This is a genomic window from Kumtagia sp. (assembly GCF_059502445.1).
This window is the reverse complement of record NZ_JCACER010000096.1, coordinates 143,785-163,485: the sequence shown is the minus strand read 5'-3', so window position 1 is coordinate 163,485 and position 19,701 is coordinate 143,785. Positions and strand designations below refer to the sequence as shown.

Here is a 19,701-nt window from a genome sequence, read left to right as displayed (position 1 = left end):
CGTTCAGTAGCCGCCGACGATCGGCAGGATCTCGCCGGTGATGTAGCTGGAGCATTGCGGCGAGGCCAGGAACACATAAGCCGGCGCGATCTCTTCGGGTTGCGCCGGCCGCTTCATCGGCGTCTTGGCGCCGAACTGCGAGACGTCCTCCGCCTCCTTCTCCGACGGGTTGAGCGGCGTCCACACCGGGCCGGGCGCCACGCAATTCACGCGGATGCCCTTCGACACCAGATTGCCGGAAAGCGCCCGGGTGAAGGCGTGGATGCCGCCCTTGGTCATCGAATAGTCGACCAGTTCCTTGCTGCCGTCGATGCCGGTCACCGAGCCGGTGTTGATGATCGCCGAGCCAGGCTTCATGTGCGGCACCGCTTCCTGGGCCATGTGGAAATAGCCGTAGAGATTGGTCTTCAGCGTGGTGTCGAAATGCTCTTCGGTCAGGTCCTCGAATTTTGTGGAATGGATCTGGAACGCCGCATTGTTGACCAGGACATCGAGGCTGCCCAGCCGCTTCACCGTTTCGGCGACGACCGAGCGGCAATAGTCGCGCTCCGTGACATCGCCCGGGAACAGGATGCACCTGTGCCCTTCCGCCTCGACCGCCTTCTTCGTCGCCTCCGCATCCTTGTGCTCGGTGAGATAGGAAATCGCGATGTCGGCGCCTTCGCGCGCGAACAGCACCGCCACCGCCCGGCCGATGCCGGAATCGCCGCCGGTGACCAGCGCGACCTTCCCCTCCAGCTTCTTGGAACCGATGTAGAAGGGCGCATCATACAGCGGCGCCGGCTCGATCTTCCATTCCTCGCCGGGTTTCGGATGATGCTGCTTGGGGAAAGGAGGCTCGGGATAGGCGCGCGCGCCGGCCTGCATGGCACCGTTGCCGCCCCCGTTTTTTTTCTTTTTCGCGTCCGTCCGGTCGACACCTTTCTGGATCTTGCGCTGCTTGTCGGCCTCGTTCCTGGCTTCGGCTCTTTCCTGGGATGGCATGTCGAATCTCCTCGTTGACTCCTGCCCAACGCACGAGGCGCGGGGTTGATCCCGTCCGCAACGGAGCATCCGAATTCCATGGCCGGGGCTTGAGAACCGGCGGCGGGCCGATAAGTTCTGCGGCGGACGAAATTTTCCCGAGGAAGCCCGATGAGCAAGCGCGAGATCGAGATCAGGACCGATGACGGAGTTGCCAAAGCCGGTCTGTTCCGCGGAGCGGGCGGGGGATCCGGCGTAATTCTCTATATGGATGCCTTCGGCCCCAGGCCGGCGCTGGACGGCATGGCGGAGCAGCTCGCCGGCGAAGGCTACATTGTGCTGGTACCCGACCTGTTCTACCGCAACGCCCCCTACGGCCCGTTCGATGCCAAGACCGCCTTCAGCGACGAAACGACCAAAAACCAGCTGATGGCGCTGATCTCCGGCACGTCGCAGGAGATGACTGTGCGCGACACCGGCGCCTTCCTCGCAGCACTCGACGCGGAAGGCATCAATGGGCCGGTCGGCGCCGTCGGCTATTGCATGGGCGGCGGCCGGGCGATCAACGCCGCGGCCGCCTATCCCGACCGGATCGTCGCCGCCGCGAGCTTCCATGGCGGCAATCTCGCATCCGATGCCCCCGACAGTCCGCACCGGAGCGCCGCAAGGCTCAAGGCGCGCGTCTACATAGGCGTCGCCGGCGTCGATCGCAGCTTTCCGCCGGAACAGTCGGCAAAGCTGGCCGAGGCCCTGCGCACGGCCGAGGTCGACCACGTCATCGAAAACTACGTTGGCATGGCGCATGGCTGGGCTGTGCCGGACCATGGCGCCTATGACAGGAAAGGCGCGGAGCGGCATTTGAAGCGGCTCAAAACCTTCTTTGCCGAGACGCTTTCGGATACGCTCTGAGCGAAAGACCCGCGAACACGATCATGTCCGACGATCCGTATGATCTTCAGCGTTTCGTCGCTGCGCAGGCGCCGGTCATCGACAGGGTGCGGGCCGAGTTGCGGAGCGGGCGCAAGACGAGCCACTGGATGTGGTTCGTCTTCCCACAGATGGCCGGCCTCGGCATGAGCGCCATGTCGCGGAAATATGCCATCGGCTCGCTCGCCGAGGCGCGCGCCTATCTCGACCACCCGATCCTGGGCGATCGCCTGCGCGAATGCGTCGAGCTGGTGTTGGAAAACGACGGCCGCTCCACTCGCGAGATATTCGGCAGCCCCGACGACGCAAAATTCCGTTCCTGCCTGACGCTGTTCTGCGAGGCCTCCGGCGAGGAGGTGTTCTTGCGCGCCCTCGACAGATGTTTCGGAGGCGATCCCGATCCGCGGACGCTGCGGATTTTGGGCGGAAGCTGAAAACTTTCGCGACGGTTCGCTACGGTTTTCTCCGAAAAGACATAGAAAATCGAACCGGCAATCCTGGAAAAAAGTCCTTTTCACACCCCAAGGAATGGCCGATAGCCGTCGTCCAACCGGTAATGACGGTCATGACGGTGCAGGCGAAACCGGAAGCCTCCGACACGGAACTGGTCGATCGCGCCCGCGCGGGCGACGAGACCGCGTTCGGCCGGCTGGTCGAACGGCACTATGATTTCGTCCACCGCGTCGCCTGGCGCTGGTGCGGCCGCGCGGCGGATGCCGACGACGTCGCGCAGGAGGTCTGCATCCGGCTCGGCACGGCGATCCGCGGCTATCGCGGCGCCGGCGCCTTCACCACATGGCTCTATGCGCTGACCTTGAACGCCGCCCGCGACGCGCTGCGCAGATCGGTGCGGGAGGCCGCCAGGGCGGAGGCCTACGGCGTCCACGCGCTGATCGCCGAAGGGGGCGGACCCGAAACGGAACCGCAGGCGCGCTCCGATGCGCTGTGGGAAGCGGTGCGCCAGTTGCCGGACAGGCAGCGCGACGCGGTGCTTCTGGTCCATGGCGAAGGGCTCAGCCATTCCGCCGCGGCGGAGGTGATGGCGATCTCCGAGGCGACCGTCTCGTGGCACATCCATGAAGCGAAGAAGCGGCTGAAGGTGCTGATGCGCCAGGCCGGGGAAGGTTGACCATGGTCGACGAAAGCGAACTCGAAAGGCTCGGCCGCATCGCCGCGCCGTCGCCCGATGCCGACGCGAAGGCCCGTGCGGTCGGTGCGGCAATGGCCGCGTATCGGGCGAATGCACCAGAGGCCGCCGAAAAAAAGCCGAACGCCGCCCAAGGAATTGCGGAACCGCCCCGTCTTACCGCCAGAGCAATGAAGCTTTGGAGTGGGATGATGCAGAAGAAACTTTATGCGGCCCCGGCGCTGGCGACCCTGCTGGCCCTGCCGCTGGCCGGCTATACGGCCTACTACCTGCTGGAGACCGGGCAAAACAATGTCGTCCCGGCGCCGCACGAGCCCTACAGGCAGAAGATCGCGCCGGCGCCGGTCGCCGAGCAGGAGGTCGACGCGCAGGACACTCGGACGCAGGCGGGCGGGGTACCGGCGCAGTTGGCGAAGCCCGAAGCCCCCGCCGCTGCGCCACATGATGCGCTGACGGCGACGCCGGTTCCGCAAAGCGCCGTCGGCCAGGGCGGGGCCGCGCCGGCGACGATGCTGGAAACCGCGCGGCCCGGCCGCGACGGCGCGGCCCGCACCTATGCTCGGCAGGCCGCGCCCTCGATCGCACCCGCCGACATGCCCCCGCTTCCGCGCGAGGACCGGGACCGCATCGCCGCCTTCGACAGCAACCCGCTGCGTTCGACGCAGGAGCAGCCGGTGTCGACCTTCTCCATCGACGTCGACACCGCGTCCTACTCCTTCGTGCGACGCTCGCTGAAGGAGGGGATACTGCCGGATGCCGACACGGTGCGCGTCGAGGAGATGGTCAACTACTTCCCCTACGACTGGAAGGGGCCGGACAACGCGGCGACGCCGTTCAACACGACGGTCACCGTCATGCCGACGCCGTGGAACGCCGGCACGAAGCTGATGCATGTGGCGATCAAGGGTTTTGACGTGAAGCCGGCGGAGCGGCCGCGGGCCAATCTCGTCTTCCTGCTCGACGTGTCCGGCTCGATGGACGAGCCCGACAAGCTGCCGCTGCTCAAATCCGCCTTGCGGCTGCTGGTCGACACGCTGTCGCCGGACGACACGGTATCGATCGTCACCTATGCGGGCGAGGCCGGCACGGTGCTGGAGCCGACGAAAGTATCGGAGCGCGACAAGATCCTTCGGTCGATCGATACGCTGGCGCCGGGCGGCTCGACGGCCGGCGAGGCAGGCATACGCGAGGCCTACCGGCTGGCGAAGCAGTCCTTCGTGAAGGGCGGCGTCAACCGCGTCATGCTGGCGACCGACGGCGACTTCAATGTCGGGCAGAGCGACGACGCCGACCTGAAGCGCATCGTCGAGGAGAACCGCAAGAGCGGCGTGTTCCTGTCGGTGTTCGGCTTCGGCCGCGGCAACCTCAACGACCAGATGATGCAGACCATCGCCCAGAACGGCAACGGCACCGCCGCCTATATCGACACGCTGGCCGAAGCCGAGAAAGTGCTGGTTCAGGACGCCTCGTCGACCATCTTCCCGATCGCCAAGGACGTGAAGATCCAGATCGAGTTCAATCCGGCAAAAATCTCGGAATACCGGCTGATCGGCTACGAGACGCGGGCGCTGAAACGCGAGGACTTCAACAACGACCGCGTCGACGCCGGCGAGATCGGCTCCGGCCATTCGGTGACGACGATCTACGAGGTGACGCCGAAGGGCAGCTCGGCCGCCATGATCGATCCTCCGCGCTACGGGGAGGCTTCGACGGCCAATGGCGGCGTGGCGAATGCCGACGAATATGCCTTCGTCAAAATCCGCTACAAGGCGCCGGATGGCGACGTGTCCAAGCTGATCACCACGCCGGTGACGGCAGGCAACGAGGTCGCTTCCTTCGACGCTGCCTCGACCGACCAGCGCTTTTCCATTGCCGTCGCCGCCTTCGGGCAGAAGCTCCGGCATGCCGACCGGGTGGCCGGTTTCGGCTACGACCGCATTTCCGAGATCGCTGCCGCCGCCCGCGGCGACGATCGCTACGGTTACCGCTCGGAGTTCCTGTCGCTGGTGCGGCTGGCGGCGGCGCTGGATGCGGGCAAGTAGTAGGGCGCAATCGGATCGGGGGCGGGCGCTCGATGTTCGTGCGCCCGCTTTCCTGATTTCGAAGTCGCGTATCGAACCTGCCAAATCGCCGCGTGCTTCGATCTCTCCCGCTTCGGTCAGGTGCACAGGCGGGCCGCGATCAGGGGGATCGCCAACCGGATTGAGGCCATCGTACGCCCCGTCGCCGGCAACGACGTACCGAAAAGCCATACTCCTCTTGCAAAAGATATATCGTTCTCTAGATATATCGCATGAACGATATATCTGAGAAAGGAAGAACCATGTTCCATCGGTTTCACCGGTCGCATAAGCGCTGCGGCGAATGGTCGATGTCGGGCGAGGGCGGCCGTTTCGGCGGGGGCCGGCGCGGCGGCTTCGGCGCGGCTTTCGGCCGGCATCGCGGCGGCCCGTTCGGCGGGCGCGGTCCGCGCATGTTCGATCCCGGGGCGCTGCGCCTCGTCGTGCTCGGCCTGATCGCGGAAGAGCCGCGCCACGGCTACGACATCATCAAGGCGCTGGAGGCGAAATTCCAGGGCGCCTACAGTCCGAGCCCCGGCGCCATCTATCCGATGCTGCAGATGCTGGAGGAGGCCGACCTCGTCGCCTCGCAGGCCCATGGCAACAAGCGGCTCTACTCGATCACCGAGCAGGGCAAAGCCTATATCGAGGAGAACGCGGCGGATCTCGCGCGCATCAACGCCCAGATCGACGAAGCTTCGGCCGAAGGCGGCGAGGTCTCGCTGGGCGAAGAGGTAAGGGGCGTGGTGAAGGCCGTGTTCATGCGGCTGCGGCGCGGCCAGTTCACGCCCGAGCAGGCGCGCAAAGCCCGCGACATCCTGAAAAAGGCGCGGCGCGACATCGAGGATCTGTGATACGCCTCACCTCCACGTCGCGGTCGGTCCGCCGACCGCGACGCCAAACGGAGAGGTGAAGCCCATGGCGGATCGCGTCCTCGACGAATGGGATTTTTCGCGCGGGCTGCGTTCGGTGTCGGCGGCCGAGATCAAGACATTCTGGAACGGCTACATCGTCCGCCGCAAGAGCGCGAAGATCGAGCACGGCAGCCTCTATTCGCGCTGGCGCCATGTCTCCGACGACCTGGTCATCTCGCTCTACTTGACCAACCGCAGCGTTGGCCTGTTCGTCAGGGGCCAGCGGGGCGAGCGCTGGGCCACGACGGTGAGCCGGCTTTCGGCCTGCGAGCCCGAACTTGGCGAGGCGCTCTGTGCCAGCTTGCGCGGCTATGAAGGCTGCTGCTATCTCAGCAACCATCCCTTGCCGGTGACCGATCCGGCCTGCTGGCCCGCGGCGTATGAATGGCTGGAGGGACGCGAGGAACACTATTTTCGCGTGCTGAGCGGGATACAGAGGTAAAAGATTCGGCATCGCTGGCGACGGAAACGCCTTCAAAACACCGCCGATGCTGGCAGTATGCTCAATCGAACAATCTGTGCAGCATGAATACTCCACCGCCTAAAGGCGGTGGCTTCAGGTTGCAGCTCGAAGCCGGATTGGTCCGCCGTTCGGCGGACTGGTGCCAGCCTAAGTGACGTTGAAATTGTCATCCGGCTCGGGCGGCGCCTGGTTCTTGATGTACCCCATCCACATCTCGCCCGTCACGTTGCCGCTGCTTGCCACCTAATGGCCCCTCGCCCAAAGGTGCTGGCCCCAGTAGCGCTTACGCAGCAGGGCGTACTCACTCAGCAGCTTGTGCGAGCTGCGGCCCTTCAGATGTTGCACCGCCCGCGATACCGACAGGTTGGGCGGGACCGACACAAGCATGTGCACATGGTCCCGGTTGATCGACCCGGCATGCACAACCATCTCATGAGCTCGCGCCGTCTCCCGCAACAGCTCGCGGCAGCGCTCGCCAACATCGCCTCCAAGCACCGCCCGGCGATACTTCGTCACCCAGACCAGATGGTATTTGCAGTCCCAAACCGTATGACTGCCACGCTTGTACGCTTCCATCCCACATTCTAAACAGAAGCCTTCCATCCCAGTCCGCCTAAAGGCGTGGGGTTTACTGATCCCCTATCGGGGACTTTAAATCTCGGCAAGCTCACGATTTGCAAGGTTTCTCGCCGCGAGTGGCATACTGCGGCCTTTGTTAAGCCCTGCTTTGAGAGCCAGACGCGCCTTGGTTTTCCTTTTCTTTGCCCAATTCGAGAGTTCGACGACAAAGTCTTTATCTGCTGAAATTGCAAACCACTTTCCTATTCTTTCGATAGAATAATCTTCTATCCAGTTTGCCTTCTCCCAGGTTTCAACATAACTGATTAACGCACGCATTACGTCGCGCCTGCGATTTGGGTCACGCAGCGCACGGTCTATCTCTTGACGGTCACTCGGACGAAAGGTCGTCAATCGGCTTGCCAACACCGACTGCTCTGGAGTGAGATTTGCCATGCGATCCTCAATCCGGTCTCATTCGCTTATATAAGGTAGTCGACCTCTAGGTCCACGCCTAACTCTCGAAACAAAGTTGCAACCGCATCAATCTGCTCTTGGGTTGGTGGCTCACGGCGGCAATAGCGGCCGGAATTTGCGTTAAGCATCCAGCGCAGGCGCCCCGAGATTTCGTCAAAAGCCAGTTCACCAGCAATGCGGGCCGGGCCACCGCAAAGTAGCGTTGGATGACCGAGTTTCTTCTCTTCCGAAATATGCCGATACCCACGTCGCCTAGGATATCCCGCGCGTGGAGCATCTGGAGGCTTGAGCGCGATCTCTTCGACAGAAATCTTAATAGCCCCTGCTTCGTCCACTACCCATAGATAATTTATTGTCCTGGCAGAAAACTTCAGGAGTTGCGACTGGGCGCATTTTTCGAGAGCGATCAGATCGTCCGCTAGCTGCCTATTCAGGTTGCTTAGTGATTCTGGAGGCCGATCTTCCCATTTGTCGATGCGCTCAGGATTTCTCAAACGTCCAAACGTCTTGTCGAGATCGTCAGACATGCTTGACACCAAGCCGAGATATTACTCCATCAGTGGTTGACACTACAGAAATGACGCAAGCGTTCAAGAACCAAGCGTTGCTCTTCAGGCGCGGCGGCGCCGGCGGCCTTCGCCGCCCTGGACCGCGCCGCTCTGGTCGGCCGTCTTGTTGCGCAGCGGGCCGATGCGCTCGATGATCGCCGCCACGGTCGGCCGGCTTTGACGCTGGTGCGAATCGAGCGATTTGCGCATGGCGGCCAGATGCTCGAACGAGGTGCCGCAGCAGCCGCCGATGATCTTTGCGCCGGCATCGACGGCGAGCCGGACATAGTCCGACATCAGTTCCGGCGTGCCGGAATAATGGATCTCGGTGCCGCGGAATTCCGGAATGCCGCAATTGCCCTTGACGATCACCTTCGCGTCCGGATTGGCCTCGGTCATGTCGAGCAGCGAAGCGAGAATGTCGGAAGCGCCGACGCCGCAATTGGCACCGACCGCCACCGCCGGCTCGGCCAGCCCGTCGGCGACGCCGTGGACATGTTTCGGCGCCAGGCCCATCATCGAACGGCCGGCCGTATCGAAGGAGAAGGTGTAGGTGTAGGGCAGGCCGACGGCGATCGCGGCTTCCGCCGCTGCCTTCGCCTCTTCCGGCGCCGACATGGTCTCGATCCAGGCGATCTCCGCCCCGCCGGCCTTCAGCCCCTCGATCTGCTCCTTGAAGGCGGCAACGGCGGCGTCATAGGTGAGCGCGCCGAGGGGCTGCAGCAGCTCGCCGGTAGGGCCGACCGAGCCGGCGACGATCACCTTGCGGCCGGCCTTGTCGGCGACCGAGCGGGCGATCTCGGCGGCCTTCCTGTTGAGTTCGAACACACGGTCCTGCGCGTCGTGCAGCTTCAGCCGATGGCGCGTGCCGCCGAAGGAATTGGTGAGGATGATGTCGGCGCCGGCATCGACGAAATTCTGGTGCAGCGCGACGATCTTCTCGGGCGCGTCCTCGTTCCACAGTTCCGGCGCCTCGCCCGAAGCCAGGCCCATCCCGAACAAATTGGTACCGGTGGCGCCGTCGGCAAGCAGCACGCCTTTTTCGGCGAGCAGGGCGTCGATAGGATTGGTCATTGCGAGAAGGCCCTTTGGCATCAAGGTTTGGATAAAGATATAAAGAAGTCTTTATGTCGGGTCAATCTCAGCTCAATGAACTCCAATGAGCTCGATGCTCAGAAGTGCATCCCGGCAAGGCCGGCAGTGAAGCTCGATGCCTCGTGCGGATTGATCTCGGCGCTGCGGATCAGCGTGTCGAAATGACGGGTGAGGCGCTGCACGGTCGCGGTGGCGTTGAGCACCAGATACATGTCGCCGGCATAGACCGCCGCCCGGTAGGGGCCAAAGATCGTGTAGGGCACCGAATAGCGCATGCGGCCGTCGTAGAGGAAGAGACGGAAGGTCGGATAGAGATCGTCGAGGAGCCGCGACATGTGCTCGAGCTGCTCGCGCCGCGCCTGCTCCGGAAAGCCCGACCAGACGCCAAGCCCGCGCGCAAAGACTTCCAGCGTGTGGCGCGGCATGCAGACTTCCATGTCGGTCTCCGGCCGCCGGTTGTAGTCGATGCGGTACTGCGTCTCGCCGGCCTGGGCGGCGCGGCTGCGGTTGGAGATCTCCGATTCGTAGTCGATCAGGGCGTCGGTGCGCAAAAGGTCGGGGATGCCCGCGGGCACGTAACGGATTTTCGTGCTGGCCGCCTCTGCGTGCCATTTGGCGAGCAGCGTGCGGTCGAAGCCGTCGGGCGCCTCCTCGATCTCGAGGCTTTCGCGGATCTCGCCGGTCAGGCCTTCGTCCTGCGATAGGCCCATCAGCCAGTCGAGCGAGATTTTGTGCTCGGCGGCGATGGTGAGCAGCGTCTCGGCGCGCGGCAGGCGCGTCGAGGTCTCCGACAGCATCTGCGACAGCGCCGAGCGGTCGATGCCGATCGATGCGGCGAAGGCCGACTGGTTGCCGGCATAGCGGGCGAGCAGGACGCGCAGCCGCTCGCGAAACAGGCTTGAAAGATCGCGTTTGTCCATTTCAGAGAGACCTCGCGAAGGAAAATTCTACTCCGGGAGGTCCTTCCCACCCGGAAACAGAGAACACGAATCCGATTGCTGTTTACTTTCTATAACATGTGAGGCCTCTTATGCGCAATCACAACACTTTCTGCGCATTGTCGCGTTGAAGGCTGCTCATTCTCCTGACACCATGCTGTCAGGAATCGCCGATTCCGGCGGCTGGGGGCAGTGGTCGATTAAAATGAATGCAGGCAGGCGAACGGCGCACAGGCGGCAACGCGTGGAGTGGCCGACGGTCCTTCTTATCTTCGCAACCTATGCGCTGTGGGCCGCGCTCTGCGGACTCGCCTGGCCGGCCTGGCCGGCCGCGACGATCGTTGCGCTCGGCTTCGTGCTGGCGCTGCAATCGTCGCTCATGCATGAGGCCGCGCACGGACATCCGACGCGCAGGGGATGGCTGAACGAGCTTTTGGTCGGCCTGCCGGCCGGCCTGGTCTATCCGTTCCGGCGGTTTCGCGCGCTGCATCTCAGGCATCACGCCGACGACAACCTTACCGATCCCTTCGACGATCCGGAATCCTACTACCGCGCGCTCTGGCAGCACCGCGATCTGCCGGCCGCGCTGAAATTCCTGCTGCACGTCAACAACACCATGGTCGGCCGCTTCGTCATCGGGCCGCTGCTCGGCACCGCCGGCTTCCTGGCGGCCGAGGCGAAGCTGATCGCCGCCGGCGACCGCGCGGTGCGAAAGGCCTGGCTGCTGCACGCCGCGGGCCTTGCCGTCGTGATGCCGCTGGTGCTTGCCGTGTTCGACATCCCCGCCTGGGCCTATCTGCTTTCGGTATGGCTCGGCCAGTCGCTGATCTCGGTGCGCACCTTCGCCGAGCACCAATGGTCGGAGCGGCCGGACGGGCGGACCATCATCGTCGAGCGCTCGCCCTTCGCCTTCCTGTTCCTCAACAACAATCTGCACCTCGTCCACCACAAGAACCCGACAGTCGCCTGGTACGATCTGCCGGCGCTGTTCCGCGCCCGCCGCGAGGAATGGCTGGCGATGAACCGCGGCTATGTCTTCCCGAGCTATTTCGCGCTGCTGAGGAGCTATGCCTTCAAGCCCAAGGAGCCGGTGGTGCATCCGGCGCTGCGCCGCACGCCGGAAAGGGGCCGCGCCTTTACGCCGCGGGTGCGCTCGCGTTCGCTGAACGGTATGGGCTCGGTGCCGGTGCCGGCCGAGCCGCCCAAGGAATAGCGCGGCCCGCCCTTGCGCCGGGCCGCCGCTTCGCCGACATCTTTGGCATGACCGATTTCTTCGCCGCGCTGCCCATGTATGACTGGCCGGAGGCCCGTGCCGAGGTCGATGCCGAGTGGGCGGCGATCCGTTCCCGCCTGCGTGCCGCCGGCATCGACGCGCCGGAAAAACTGGTGCGGCGCAATGCCGACATGCCGCCGGTGCCGGGCGGCATCCGCGACGCGGCGGGCGCGATCGTTGCGCCAGACCCGGCGACGCTGCCGCCCGACGAACTCGATTTCTCCACACTTTGGCATCACCCGAAGCTGCTGTTCGGGCAGACTTGCTGGGGGCCGCTGGAGCTGGAACTGGTGTCGAATGTACGCATCGTTGGCCAGCCCGACTATTCCGCCTACGAAGGCGGGCAGGGCGAGCTCTATTCGAGCGCCATCCTGATGCGTCGGAATCCTCCCGCCTTGAGCGGGGGATGGCCCGAAGGGCCGGACGGAGCCGGTTGGGGCAGCGGGCTACGGCAGGAGACCGCGGAGCGCGGCCGCGACGACCCCGCCCCGCCGCTTCGCGGCGACCCTCACCTCGAGGGGGAGGGGGACGTGGGGGCGCCCTCCGACGGTACTGCGACAATCCCGCTCGGGCGCATCCGCGGCAAGAGGCTGGCCTTCAACAGTCACGATTCCATGTCGGGCATCCTGGCGCTGACCCGCGATCTTGCCGCGCTCGGCGAGGGCCTCGACGTCTTTTCGGGTCTGGTCGAGACCGGCGCGCACCGCGCCTCGGTCATGGCCGTGGCCGAGGGCAGGGCGGATGTGGCGGCCGTCGACTGCCGCAGCTGGCAGCTGATCAGGCGCTTCGAGCCGAAGGCCGGCGCGGTGCGGGTGGTCGGCTGGACCGGGCGGCGCAAGGGCCTGCCCTACATCGCCGCCCTCGGTTCGCCGGTCACGGAACTGCCGCGCTGAAGGTGGCGCAGGGACCGCATGGAACGTGCGGTGCCGCATGCGCGTTGCATCGTTCAAGGAACGGAGCGCGCCATGTTGGATTCCAGTCTGTGGGTGCTTGTCACGATCGCCGGCCCGGCCATCCTTGCCGCCGCGGTTGCCTTTGCCTTGATCAAGCAGCGAAAGCTGACGCCTGCCGAGCGCAGCGAACTGCGCGAGGCCGTGGACGAGCCTTACGTCGACACGGAAGAAAACGACGGCTGTCCGATCCGTGTCGACACGGAAAAACGGAAAGGCGAGACCAATCCGAGTTCCCGCCGCTTCGACCGCCTGGCAGGCACTATGCGGTGAGCGCCACCGGGAAGCGCGACAGCTGCTCGCGCCCGCTTTCGGTAACCAGCACCTGTTCCTCGATCTTCACACCCTCGTGCCCGCCGAGCCGGCCGATATAGCTTTCCACGCAGAGCACCATGCCGGGTTCCAGCACGCCGTCCGGCGTGTCGTCGGTCCAGTCGGCGGCATGCGGCAGGGTCGGATATTCGTCGGCCAGGCCGACGCCGTGGTAAAGCACGCCGTAACGGGCGGGAAAGCAGTCCGGCGGCGGCACTGCCGATCGCTCGACCAGCTCACGGAAGGAAATGCCGGGACGGATCAGCGCGGTGTTGCGGGCGGTCTGGTCGACGGCGATGGCAAAAAGATCGCGCTGCTCGGCGGTCGGTTCCCCGTCGCCGCATAGCCAGGTTCGGGACAGGTCGGCGCAGAAGCCATAGGGGCCGATCAGGTCGGTGTCGAAGGCAACCAGGTCGCCGGCCTCGATTTTCGGGAGGAGCACTCCTGGAACCAGGGATTCGTGCGCGGTCCGGACGACAGAAGCCGGGTCTCGATCCATTCGCCGCCGCGCGAAATATTGCCGCGATGCAGTTCCGCCCAGAGTTCGTTTTCCGTAATACCGGGCTTCAGCGCGTCCCGCATTTCCGCCATCGCCGCCTCGCACGAGACGACGGCGCGGCGCATGGCCAGAATTTCGTCCGGCGACTTGATCAGCCGGGCGCTTTCCATCACGGCCTCGCCATTGTGGACGGAGACGCCCAGCCGCGAGAGTTCAGCCACACCTTCCGGATCGAGATGGTCGGCGGCAAGCCGCGTATTGCCGCCGCCATGCGCTCTGACGAGATCGGCAATCGGTCCGGCCCAGCGTTTCACGCGCCGGTCACTGAGTTCACCACCGTACAGATACATCCACGAGACGGCCGGCCGCACCTCGTCGACCACGCCGGAATGGTCGGAAAGATGCTCGCAGGAAAAATAGTCGAAAAGCACGACCGGACCTTCGGCCGCGACAAAACAGTGGCGGGTCGGGTTGTGAGCCACCCAGAGCTGCATGTTGGTGGAGTCGGTGGCGTAACGGATGTTGACGGGATCATAGAGCAGCGCGCCGGCATAGCCGCGGCGCTTCAGCTCGGCGCGGATGCGCTCCAGCCGGTATTTTCGCATCGCCGGCAGGTCGGGGGCCGGAATGCCGGCGGCGGCCCATTCGCGCTCGGCAGTCTCGCCATAGCCAAGGACATGCTGGTTGAGGGAGGCAGCTTTTTGGCGGGCCTGCTGGCGCAGTGCCTCGATATCGGCGGCCGCGCCAGGCTCGAATGGCATGATCTTGCGGTGGCGGCCGAAGGTACTTTTGACGAGCGGCTCCATTAGGGTCGCTCTCGCAACGCGGTTCGCCGAGGTTTGTAATCCTTCACACCCCCCTCTGTCCTGCCGGACATCTCCCCCGCAAGGGGGGAGATTGGCTTGCCGATGTGGTTTCGCCAATGGCCAATGTTGCAGGCGGAGTGATGCCGTTGAAGCTGCCAATCTCCCCCCTTGCGGGGGAGATGTCCGGCCCATTCGACAAGCTCAGGACAGAGGGGGGTGCGAAGATGCAGCACTGACATCCCTGGGCCTCTACCCCCGCATCTTCTCGCCGGCGGGGTCGAACAGCGGCTCGACATTGATGCGCGCCGGGCGGCGCTGGCCCAGAATCTCGATCTCGAACAGGCCTTCGCTTTCGTCCTCCGCCAGCTCGGCCGGCACATAGCCCTGCGCCAGCGACTTCTGTACGAAATGCGCATAGCCGCCCGACGTCACCCAGCCGACTACCGACCATTCGCCGTCACGGATGCCGCGCACCATTGAGGCTCCGGTCGCCGCAGTCGAACCGCGGACTTCCTTGCCGGTGGTGTCGAAACGTGGCGCGCCATAGCCATGCGGCTTCTCGACGGTGCCGAAATCTTTGCCGTTCACCTTCGCCCAGATCGGCTCGTCGCCCATGACGTCGGCGTCGAGGGCATCGACGATGAGCGACACGCGCCGCAGCCTCGGCCCTGCGGCATGCTCCTTCGCCGCAGCCTCGCGGCCGATGAAGTCGTTCTTTTCCAGCTTGATAAAGCGCTCCATCGAGCCCTCGAAAGGTCCGTAGATCGGCCGAAGCTCGCGGAACCAGGTCGGAAAATTCTTTTCGAGCCGCATGGAGAGCAGGGCGCGCATGCCGAAATCGACGATGCCGAATTCCGCCCCTGCCTCCTTGATCGCGGCATAGACCAGCCGCTGATAGGCCGGCTGCATCCAGATCTCGTAGCCGAGGTCGCCGGTATAGGTGATGCGGTTGACGATTGCCGGCGCGCCGCCGACCGCCATTTCGCGGAAATCCATGAAGCGGAAGGCTTTTGACGACACGTCCTCGTCGACGAGTTTTTGCAGCAGCGCCTGGCTCTTCGGCCCGGCGATGGAGAGGCCGACCAGCGTCTGGTCGAAGCGGTGGATACGCACCGACCCATCCTTCGGCAGGTGCTTCTCGAACCAGCGCATGTGGTATTTCTGCGCGGCCGACGAGCCCCAGATCATGAATGTCTCGTCGCCCGTCCTGGCGATGGTGAAGTCGCCGATCAGCTTGCCGAACTCGTTCAGCATCGGGGTGAGCACGATGCGGCCCTTCTTCGGCATGCGGTTGGTCATCAGCCGGTTGAGGAACTCCTCTGCACCCGGACCGGAGACTTCGTATTTGGCGAAATTGGCGATCTCGGTGACGCCGACACGTTCGCGCGTCGCGCGGACCTCCGCGCCGATATGTTCGAAATCGTTGGAGCGGCGGTAGGAGACGATGTCCTTCGCCTCGGTGCCTTTCGGCGCGAACCAGAGCGGCGTCTCCAGGCCCCAGCTGTCGCCCATCACCGCGTTGTTGGCGACCATGGTGTCGTAGAGCGGCGTGGTCTGCGCCGGCCGCGCGGCGGGCAATTCCTCGTTGGGAAAGCGGATGGAGAAGCGGCGCGAGTAGTTTTCGCGAACTTTCGCATTGGTGTAGCGCAGGCTCGCCCATTCGCCGAAACGGGCGACATCCATGCCCCAGACGTCGAAGCCGGGGTCGCCGTTGACCATCCAATTGGAGAGCGCCAGCCCGACGCCGCCGCCCTGGCTGAAGCCGGCCATGACGGCGCAGGCACACCAGAAATTGGTCAGGCCCTGGACCGGGCCGACCAGCGGGTTGCCGTCGGGCGCGAAGGTGAAGGGGCCGTTGATGATCTGCTTGATGCCGGCCTTCTCGATGCCGGGGAAATGCCGAAAGCCGATCTCCAGCGACGGTGCGATACGGTCGATGTCGGGCTGCAGCAGTTCATGGCCGAAGTCCCACGGCGTATTCACCGGCGACCACGGCTTGCATGCCTTCTCATAGGTGCCGAGCAGCACGCCGTTGCGTTCCTGGCGGGTGTAGATCTCGCCCTTGAAGTCGAGCACGCCGACCATCTCGCGGCCGGTCGCCTTGTTGAACTCCTCGACCTCCGGCATCGGCTCGGTGAGCAGGTACATGTGCTCCATGGCGAGCAGCGGCAGCTCGACGCCGACCATGCGGCCGATCTCGCGCGCCCACAGGCCGCCGCAGTTCACCACATGCTCGGCCTTCACCGTGCCCTGCTCGGTGACCACGTTCCAGGTGCCGTCGGCCTCCTGCGTCAGCTCCACGACGCGGTTGCGCAGCACGATCTCGGCCCCGAGCTTTTTGGCCGCCTTGGCGTAGGCGTGAGTGGTGCCCGACGGGTCGAGATGGCCTTCGACCGGATCCCACATGGCGCCGACGAAATGTTTTTCGTCCATCAGCGGGAACATCGCCTTGGCTTCCGACGGCGTGATCAGTTCGGTGTCCATGCCGAGATAGCGGCCCTTTGCATGGGCGAGGCGCAGAAAATCCATGCGCTCCGGCGTGTCGGCCATCATGACGCCGCCCGTGAGATGCAGCGAGCAGGACTGGCCCGAAAGCTCCTCCAGCTCCTTGTAGAGCTGCACGGTATAGGCCTGCAGCTTCGCGACGTTGGGGTCGCCGTTGAGCGTGTGGAAACCGCCGGCGGCGTGCCAGGACGAGCCGGACGTCAGCTCCGAGCGCTCGATCAGCATGACGTCGGTCCAGCCGGCGCGGGCAAGATGGTAGAGCACCGAGCAGCCGACGACGCCGCCGCCGATGACAACCGCTTTGACGTGGGATTTCATGTGGAACTCCTGGAACGGGCTCGGCCGACCGCGAAGGACGCGAGGCAAAGCGCGGCGGCGGCGAGCAGGGCATAAAGAAGGTAGGCGGGAGCGAAGCCGATCTCCTCGGCGAGCCAGCCATAGGCGAGCGGGGCGGGGATGCGCACGAGACCGGTGATCAGCGACAGCATGCTGATCACAGCCGCCGCCGGCCGCGCCGACATCCGCGCCGCGGCGGCGAAGCCGCAGGGCACGATGCAGGCGGTGCCGATGCCTACGGCGGCAAAGCCCAGGGCGCTGACGGCGAAGCTGGAGGAGGTCGTGATCACCGCGAACCCGACGAACGCCACCGCCAACGAGACGCGGATCAGCCTTTCGTCGCCGAGCAGCGCGCGCAGGCGGTCGCCGCTCAGGCGGACGGCCGCCTGGAACAGCGCGAAGGCGGTTGCGCCCGCGCCGGCATAGGCGGCGAGCGCCGGCGCCTGGTCGACCAGCGTCTGAGCGGAGAACATCGTGGCGGCCATTTCGCCAGCCATCGAAACGCCGAGCACGAGCGACAGGGCGACAAGCGCGGCGGAGGGCCGGAACCAGCTCGAGCCGGCCTCGGCAGGCTGTGTGGCGCCGCGGTCCGGCGTGCCGGACATAACCGCGGCGATGGCGGCCGCATGCACCAAGAGGCTGACGATCGCGGTTGCCGTCAGGCCGACCGTCACCGACAGGTAGCTGCCGCCGATGGCACCTAGCCCGACGCCCAGCGAAGCGAGGCCGTGGAAGCCGGAGAGAACGGGGCGGTCGAGAGCCCGTTCAACCGCGACGCCCTCGCTGTTCATCACGAGGTCGATGCTGGCTGAAAAGAAGATGAAGACGAACAGCCCGGCGATCAGCGCGACGGCATTTTCCGCCTGGAACAGCAGGACGAGGCACACGGCCGCGATCAGTTGCAGGATGAGCAGGCGTTTCTTCAAGCTGACCCCGCCGCCGACGCGGCCGGCAAGGGTCTGGCCGAGGATGCCGGCGATGGTAGAGCCGAAGAAGGCCGATCCGATCATCTCCGGCGACGTGCCGGCGAGCCGGGCGATCACGGGAACGGAACCGCCGAGCAGGCCGATCGCCAGGCCGAAGCAAAGGAACACGGTTCCCACCGCCGCGCGCGGCGTGATCAGGGCGGGACCAGGGGACACGGCGTCCAGGGCGGTCATGCGCTGTATCAAAAATCCGTCGGAGCGCCGCCTTCGGCGCGGCGCCTTTCGACGAAGGCGTCGAGCTCCTCACGGATGGCCGGGTCCATCCAGGGCTCCTCGTATTGCGCCAGCCGCTCCTTCCACACGCGGTTCGCCCTTTCGATAGCCGTCGGACTGCCGGCCTCCGCCCAGGTCTCGTAGTTGCGCCAGTCGGACAGTACCGGCGCGTAGAACGCGGTCTTGTAGCGAGACTGCGTGTGCGGCGTGCCGAAGAAATGCCCGCCCGGCCCGACGTCGCGGATGGCGTCCACCGCCAGCGCCTCCTCGGAGAGGTCGAGCGGAGTGAGGAATTCCGCCACCATCTGCAGAAGATCGATGTCGAGGATCGTCTTTTCGTAGGAGCAGCGCAGCCCGCCCTCCAGCCAGCCGGCGCCGTGCATGACCATGTTGCCGCCGCCCTGAACGGCGCCCCAAAGCGAGAACACGCTCTCATAGGCGGCCTGGGCGTCGACGGTGTTGGCGGCGCAGGTGTTGGAGGTGCGGTAGGGGATGTTGTAGCGCCGCGCCAGCTGGCCGCCGACAAGCTGCGCCTTCATGTATTCCGGCGTGCCGAAGGCCGGCGCGCCCGACTTCATGTCGACATTGGAGGTGAAGCCGCCATAGCCGACCGGCGCCCCCTTGCGGACCATCTGCGCGAAGGCGATGCCGGCCAGCGCTTCGGCATTCTGTTGCACCAGCGCGCCGGCGACGGTCACAGGCGCCATGGCGCCGGACAGCGTGAACGGCGTGACGATGACCACCTGGCCCATCGACGCCATCTGGATGATGCCCTCCATCATCGGCACGTCCAGCTTCAGTGGCGAGTTGGTGTTGATGATGGTGAAGACCGAAGGCTCGTCGATCAGCTGCTCGCGCGACACGCCGCGGGCGATGCGGGTGATCTCGATGCCGTCGACGTTGCGCTCCTTGCCGAGCGAATAGATGTGGAAGACCTTGTCGGTCAGGGTTGCGAGGTCGCGGATGCAGTCGAGATGGCGCACCGACGGGTGGATGTCGATCGGCTCGACCGGATAGCCGCCCGTGCAGTTGAGGACATTGTGCATCTGCGCGAGTTTCAGGAAGTTGCGGTAGTCCTGCTGGTTGCCGGGCCGGCGGCCGCGGTCGATGTCCGAGCAGTTCGGCGCCGAGGCCATCATCGACAGGATCAAATTGTCGCCGCCGAAACGGATGTTGTGGGCGGGATTGCGCGCGTGGATGGTGAATTCCGGCGGGCAGTGGGCGATCAGCTCCAGAATCATGTCGCCATCGAAGCGCACGCGCTCGCTGCCGTCGCGCACGTCGGCGCCATGCTCCTTCATGATCTGGCGGGCGCCGTCGTGCAGCACGTCGACGCCGATCTCCTTCAGCACCCGGAGCGAGGCGAGATGGATCGATTCCAGCTGGTCGTCGGAGACGAGCTTCGTCGGCTGCAGCGGCATCCGCAACTGCCGGAACGGCGGCTGCTCGAAGCCGGCGCCCGCGCCCGAACGCTTGCCGGCGCGGCCGCCGCGGCGGGAGCGTTCGGCCACGGGAGCGGCTAGGTCGGGCTGCACGGCGTTCATGATCATCCTCGTATTTCAGTGCCGGCGCATAATGGACCGCCGCCCGTCACGCCATTGCGGAGGCGACGACCACTAGCGCAAAGGAAGCGACATGACGCAACGGCGTCTCATGCCGCCGCCGGCTGGCGGGCCAGGTCTGCGACCAAAGGCATGGTGGTGCGTTGAACCCGGGCATTGGCCGCTCCCG

17 protein-coding genes and 2 pseudogenes are annotated in these 19,701 nt (G+C 65.1%); 9 read left to right on the top strand and 10 right to left on the bottom strand.

Annotation, left to right across the window (positions count from 1 at the left end; all coding sequences use genetic code 11):
* Positions 1-3: 3 nt before the first annotated feature.
* Positions 4-984: an SDR family oxidoreductase gene (locus AC5JDC_RS25000; protein ID WP_106772409.1), complete on the bottom strand. Its 981-nt coding sequence runs from the start codon at positions 982-984 to the stop codon at positions 4-6.
* A gap of 150 nt (positions 985-1,134) precedes the next feature.
* Between AC5JDC_RS25000 and AC5JDC_RS24995 the strand changes: the two genes are divergently transcribed.
* The 6 genes from AC5JDC_RS24995 (at position 1,135) to AC5JDC_RS24970 (ending at position 6,453) form a co-directional block, all read left to right on the top strand.
* Complete coding sequence (locus AC5JDC_RS24995) at positions 1,135-1,872, top strand: dienelactone hydrolase family protein (RefSeq protein WP_495845586.1); 738 nt, start codon at positions 1,135-1,137, stop codon at positions 1,870-1,872.
* Positions 1,873-1,895: 23 nt separating this feature from the next.
* On the top strand, positions 1,896-2,324 hold the full coding sequence (locus tag AC5JDC_RS24990) for a DUF1810 domain-containing protein (protein ID WP_495845584.1): 429 nt from the start codon (positions 1,896-1,898) through the stop codon (positions 2,322-2,324).
* Between the two features lie 131 nt (positions 2,325-2,455).
* Positions 2,456-3,019: an RNA polymerase sigma factor gene (locus AC5JDC_RS24985; protein ID WP_495845802.1), complete on the top strand. Its 564-nt coding sequence runs from the start codon at positions 2,456-2,458 to the stop codon at positions 3,017-3,019.
* Positions 3,020-3,228: 209 nt separating this feature from the next.
* Positions 3,229-5,079, top strand: a complete 1,851-nt coding sequence (locus AC5JDC_RS24980) for a vWA domain-containing protein (RefSeq protein WP_495845582.1) — start codon at positions 3,229-3,231, stop codon at positions 5,077-5,079.
* A gap of 281 nt (positions 5,080-5,360) precedes the next feature.
* On the top strand, positions 5,361-5,951 hold the full coding sequence (locus tag AC5JDC_RS24975) for a PadR family transcriptional regulator (RefSeq protein ID WP_495845580.1): 591 nt from the start codon (positions 5,361-5,363) through the stop codon (positions 5,949-5,951).
* A 64-nt stretch (positions 5,952-6,015) separates the two neighbouring features.
* Positions 6,016-6,453: a hypothetical protein gene (locus tag AC5JDC_RS24970; RefSeq protein WP_495845578.1), complete on the top strand. Its 438-nt coding sequence runs from the start codon at positions 6,016-6,018 to the stop codon at positions 6,451-6,453.
* Positions 6,454-6,621: 168 nt separating this feature from the next.
* Here AC5JDC_RS24970 and tnpA read toward each other — a convergent pair.
* From tnpA to AC5JDC_RS24945, 5 genes and pseudogenes are all read right to left on the bottom strand, one after another.
* Positions 6,622-7,050 (bottom strand): annotated as a pseudogene (gene tnpA, locus AC5JDC_RS24965) (IS200/IS605 family transposase).
* A 75-nt stretch (positions 7,051-7,125) separates the two neighbouring features.
* Positions 7,126-7,488 carry a hypothetical protein gene (locus tag AC5JDC_RS24960; protein ID WP_495845576.1) on the bottom strand — a complete coding sequence of 121 codons (363 nt, stop codon included), beginning with the start codon at positions 7,486-7,488 and terminating at the stop codon, positions 7,126-7,128.
* A gap of 26 nt (positions 7,489-7,514) precedes the next feature.
* The gene (locus tag AC5JDC_RS24955) at positions 7,515-8,036 is read right to left on the bottom strand and encodes a hypothetical protein (RefSeq protein ID WP_495845574.1); all 522 of its coding nucleotides are present in this window, start codon (positions 8,034-8,036) and stop codon (positions 7,515-7,517) included.
* Between the two features lie 84 nt (positions 8,037-8,120).
* Positions 8,121-9,131, bottom strand: coding sequence for a betaine--homocysteine S-methyltransferase (bmt, locus tag AC5JDC_RS24950; protein WP_495845572.1), 1,011 nt, complete (start codon positions 9,129-9,131; stop codon positions 8,121-8,123).
* 98 nt (positions 9,132-9,229) lie between these two features.
* Positions 9,230-10,072 (bottom strand): helix-turn-helix domain-containing protein, encoded by an 843-nt coding sequence (locus AC5JDC_RS24945; RefSeq protein WP_495845570.1) that lies wholly within the window; start codon positions 10,070-10,072, stop codon positions 9,230-9,232.
* Positions 10,073-10,295: 223 nt separating this feature from the next.
* Here AC5JDC_RS24945 and AC5JDC_RS24940 point away from each other — a divergent pair, with 223 nt between their 5' ends.
* Genes AC5JDC_RS24940 through AC5JDC_RS24930 form a run of 3 tightly spaced genes read left to right on the top strand, consistent with a single transcriptional unit; the run spans position 10,296 to position 12,586 of the window.
* Positions 10,296-11,303, top strand: coding sequence for a fatty acid desaturase (locus tag AC5JDC_RS24940; RefSeq protein WP_495845568.1), 1,008 nt, complete (start codon positions 10,296-10,298; stop codon positions 11,301-11,303).
* Positions 11,304-11,350: 47 nt separating this feature from the next.
* Positions 11,351-12,256, top strand: coding sequence for a phosphate/phosphite/phosphonate ABC transporter substrate-binding protein (locus AC5JDC_RS24935; protein ID WP_495845566.1), 906 nt, complete (start codon positions 11,351-11,353; stop codon positions 12,254-12,256).
* An 18-nt stretch (positions 12,257-12,274) separates the two neighbouring features.
* A complete protein-coding gene (locus AC5JDC_RS24930; protein ID WP_495845564.1) occupies positions 12,275-12,586 on the top strand; it encodes a hypothetical protein in 312 nt (103 codons plus the stop codon).
* Here AC5JDC_RS24930 and AC5JDC_RS24925 read toward each other — a convergent pair.
* The 4 genes and pseudogenes from AC5JDC_RS24925 to AC5JDC_RS24910 form a co-directional block, all read right to left on the bottom strand.
* Positions 12,576-13,930: pseudogene (locus AC5JDC_RS24925) on the bottom strand (M24 family metallopeptidase). The gene AC5JDC_RS24930 and the pseudogene AC5JDC_RS24925 overlap by 11 nt on opposite strands.
* Before the next feature lie 249 nt (positions 13,931-14,179).
* Positions 14,180-16,753, bottom strand: coding sequence for a GcvT family protein (locus tag AC5JDC_RS24920; RefSeq protein ID WP_495845562.1), 2,574 nt, complete (start codon positions 16,751-16,753; stop codon positions 14,180-14,182).
* The gene (locus tag AC5JDC_RS24915) at positions 16,750-17,931 is read right to left on the bottom strand and encodes an MFS transporter (RefSeq protein ID WP_495845560.1); all 1,182 of its coding nucleotides are present in this window, start codon (positions 17,929-17,931) and stop codon (positions 16,750-16,752) included. Before AC5JDC_RS24915 ends, AC5JDC_RS24920 begins: the two co-directional genes overlap by 4 nt.
* 8 nt (positions 17,932-17,939) lie before the next feature.
* Complete coding sequence (locus AC5JDC_RS24910) at positions 17,940-19,514, bottom strand: trimethylamine methyltransferase family protein (protein WP_495845559.1); 1,575 nt, start codon at positions 19,512-19,514, stop codon at positions 17,940-17,942.
* Positions 19,515-19,701 lie beyond the last annotated feature (187 nt).

Coding starts and splice junctions, on each gene's coding strand:
- AC5JDC_RS24975 (WP_495845580.1), top strand. CDS start 5,361: ATGTTCCATCGGTTTCACCGGTCGCATAAGCGCTGCGGCGAATGGTCG.
- AC5JDC_RS24915 (WP_495845560.1), bottom strand. CDS start 17,931: ATGACCGCCCTGGACGCCGTGTCCCCTGGTCCCGCCCTGATCACGCCG.
- AC5JDC_RS24920 (WP_495845562.1), bottom strand. CDS start 16,753: ATGAAATCCCACGTCAAAGCGGTTGTCATCGGCGGCGGCGTCGTCGGC.
- AC5JDC_RS24955 (WP_495845574.1), bottom strand. CDS start 8,036: ATGTCTGACGATCTCGACAAGACGTTTGGACGTTTGAGAAATCCTGAG.
- AC5JDC_RS24980 (WP_495845582.1), top strand. CDS start 3,229: ATGCAGAAGAAACTTTATGCGGCCCCGGCGCTGGCGACCCTGCTGGCC.
- AC5JDC_RS24935 (WP_495845566.1), top strand. CDS start 11,351: ATGACCGATTTCTTCGCCGCGCTGCCCATGTATGACTGGCCGGAGGCC.
- AC5JDC_RS24990 (WP_495845584.1), top strand. CDS start 1,896: ATGTCCGACGATCCGTATGATCTTCAGCGTTTCGTCGCTGCGCAGGCG.
- AC5JDC_RS24970 (WP_495845578.1), top strand. CDS start 6,016: ATGGCGGATCGCGTCCTCGACGAATGGGATTTTTCGCGCGGGCTGCGT.
- bmt (WP_495845572.1), bottom strand. CDS start 9,131: ATGACCAATCCTATCGACGCCCTGCTCGCCGAAAAAGGCGTGCTGCTT.
- AC5JDC_RS24930 (WP_495845564.1), top strand. CDS start 12,275: ATGGAACGTGCGGTGCCGCATGCGCGTTGCATCGTTCAAGGAACGGAG.
- AC5JDC_RS24945 (WP_495845570.1), bottom strand. CDS start 10,072: ATGGACAAACGCGATCTTTCAAGCCTGTTTCGCGAGCGGCTGCGCGTC.
- AC5JDC_RS24995 (WP_495845586.1), top strand. CDS start 1,135: ATGAGCAAGCGCGAGATCGAGATCAGGACCGATGACGGAGTTGCCAAA.
- AC5JDC_RS24960 (WP_495845576.1), bottom strand. CDS start 7,488: ATGGCAAATCTCACTCCAGAGCAGTCGGTGTTGGCAAGCCGATTGACG.
- AC5JDC_RS24910 (WP_495845559.1), bottom strand. CDS start 19,514: ATGAACGCCGTGCAGCCCGACCTAGCCGCTCCCGTGGCCGAACGCTCC.
- AC5JDC_RS24985 (WP_495845802.1), top strand. CDS start 2,456: ATGACGGTGCAGGCGAAACCGGAAGCCTCCGACACGGAACTGGTCGAT.
- AC5JDC_RS25000 (WP_106772409.1), bottom strand. CDS start 984: ATGCCATCCCAGGAAAGAGCCGAAGCCAGGAACGAGGCCGACAAGCAG.
- AC5JDC_RS24940 (WP_495845568.1), top strand. CDS start 10,296: ATGAATGCAGGCAGGCGAACGGCGCACAGGCGGCAACGCGTGGAGTGG.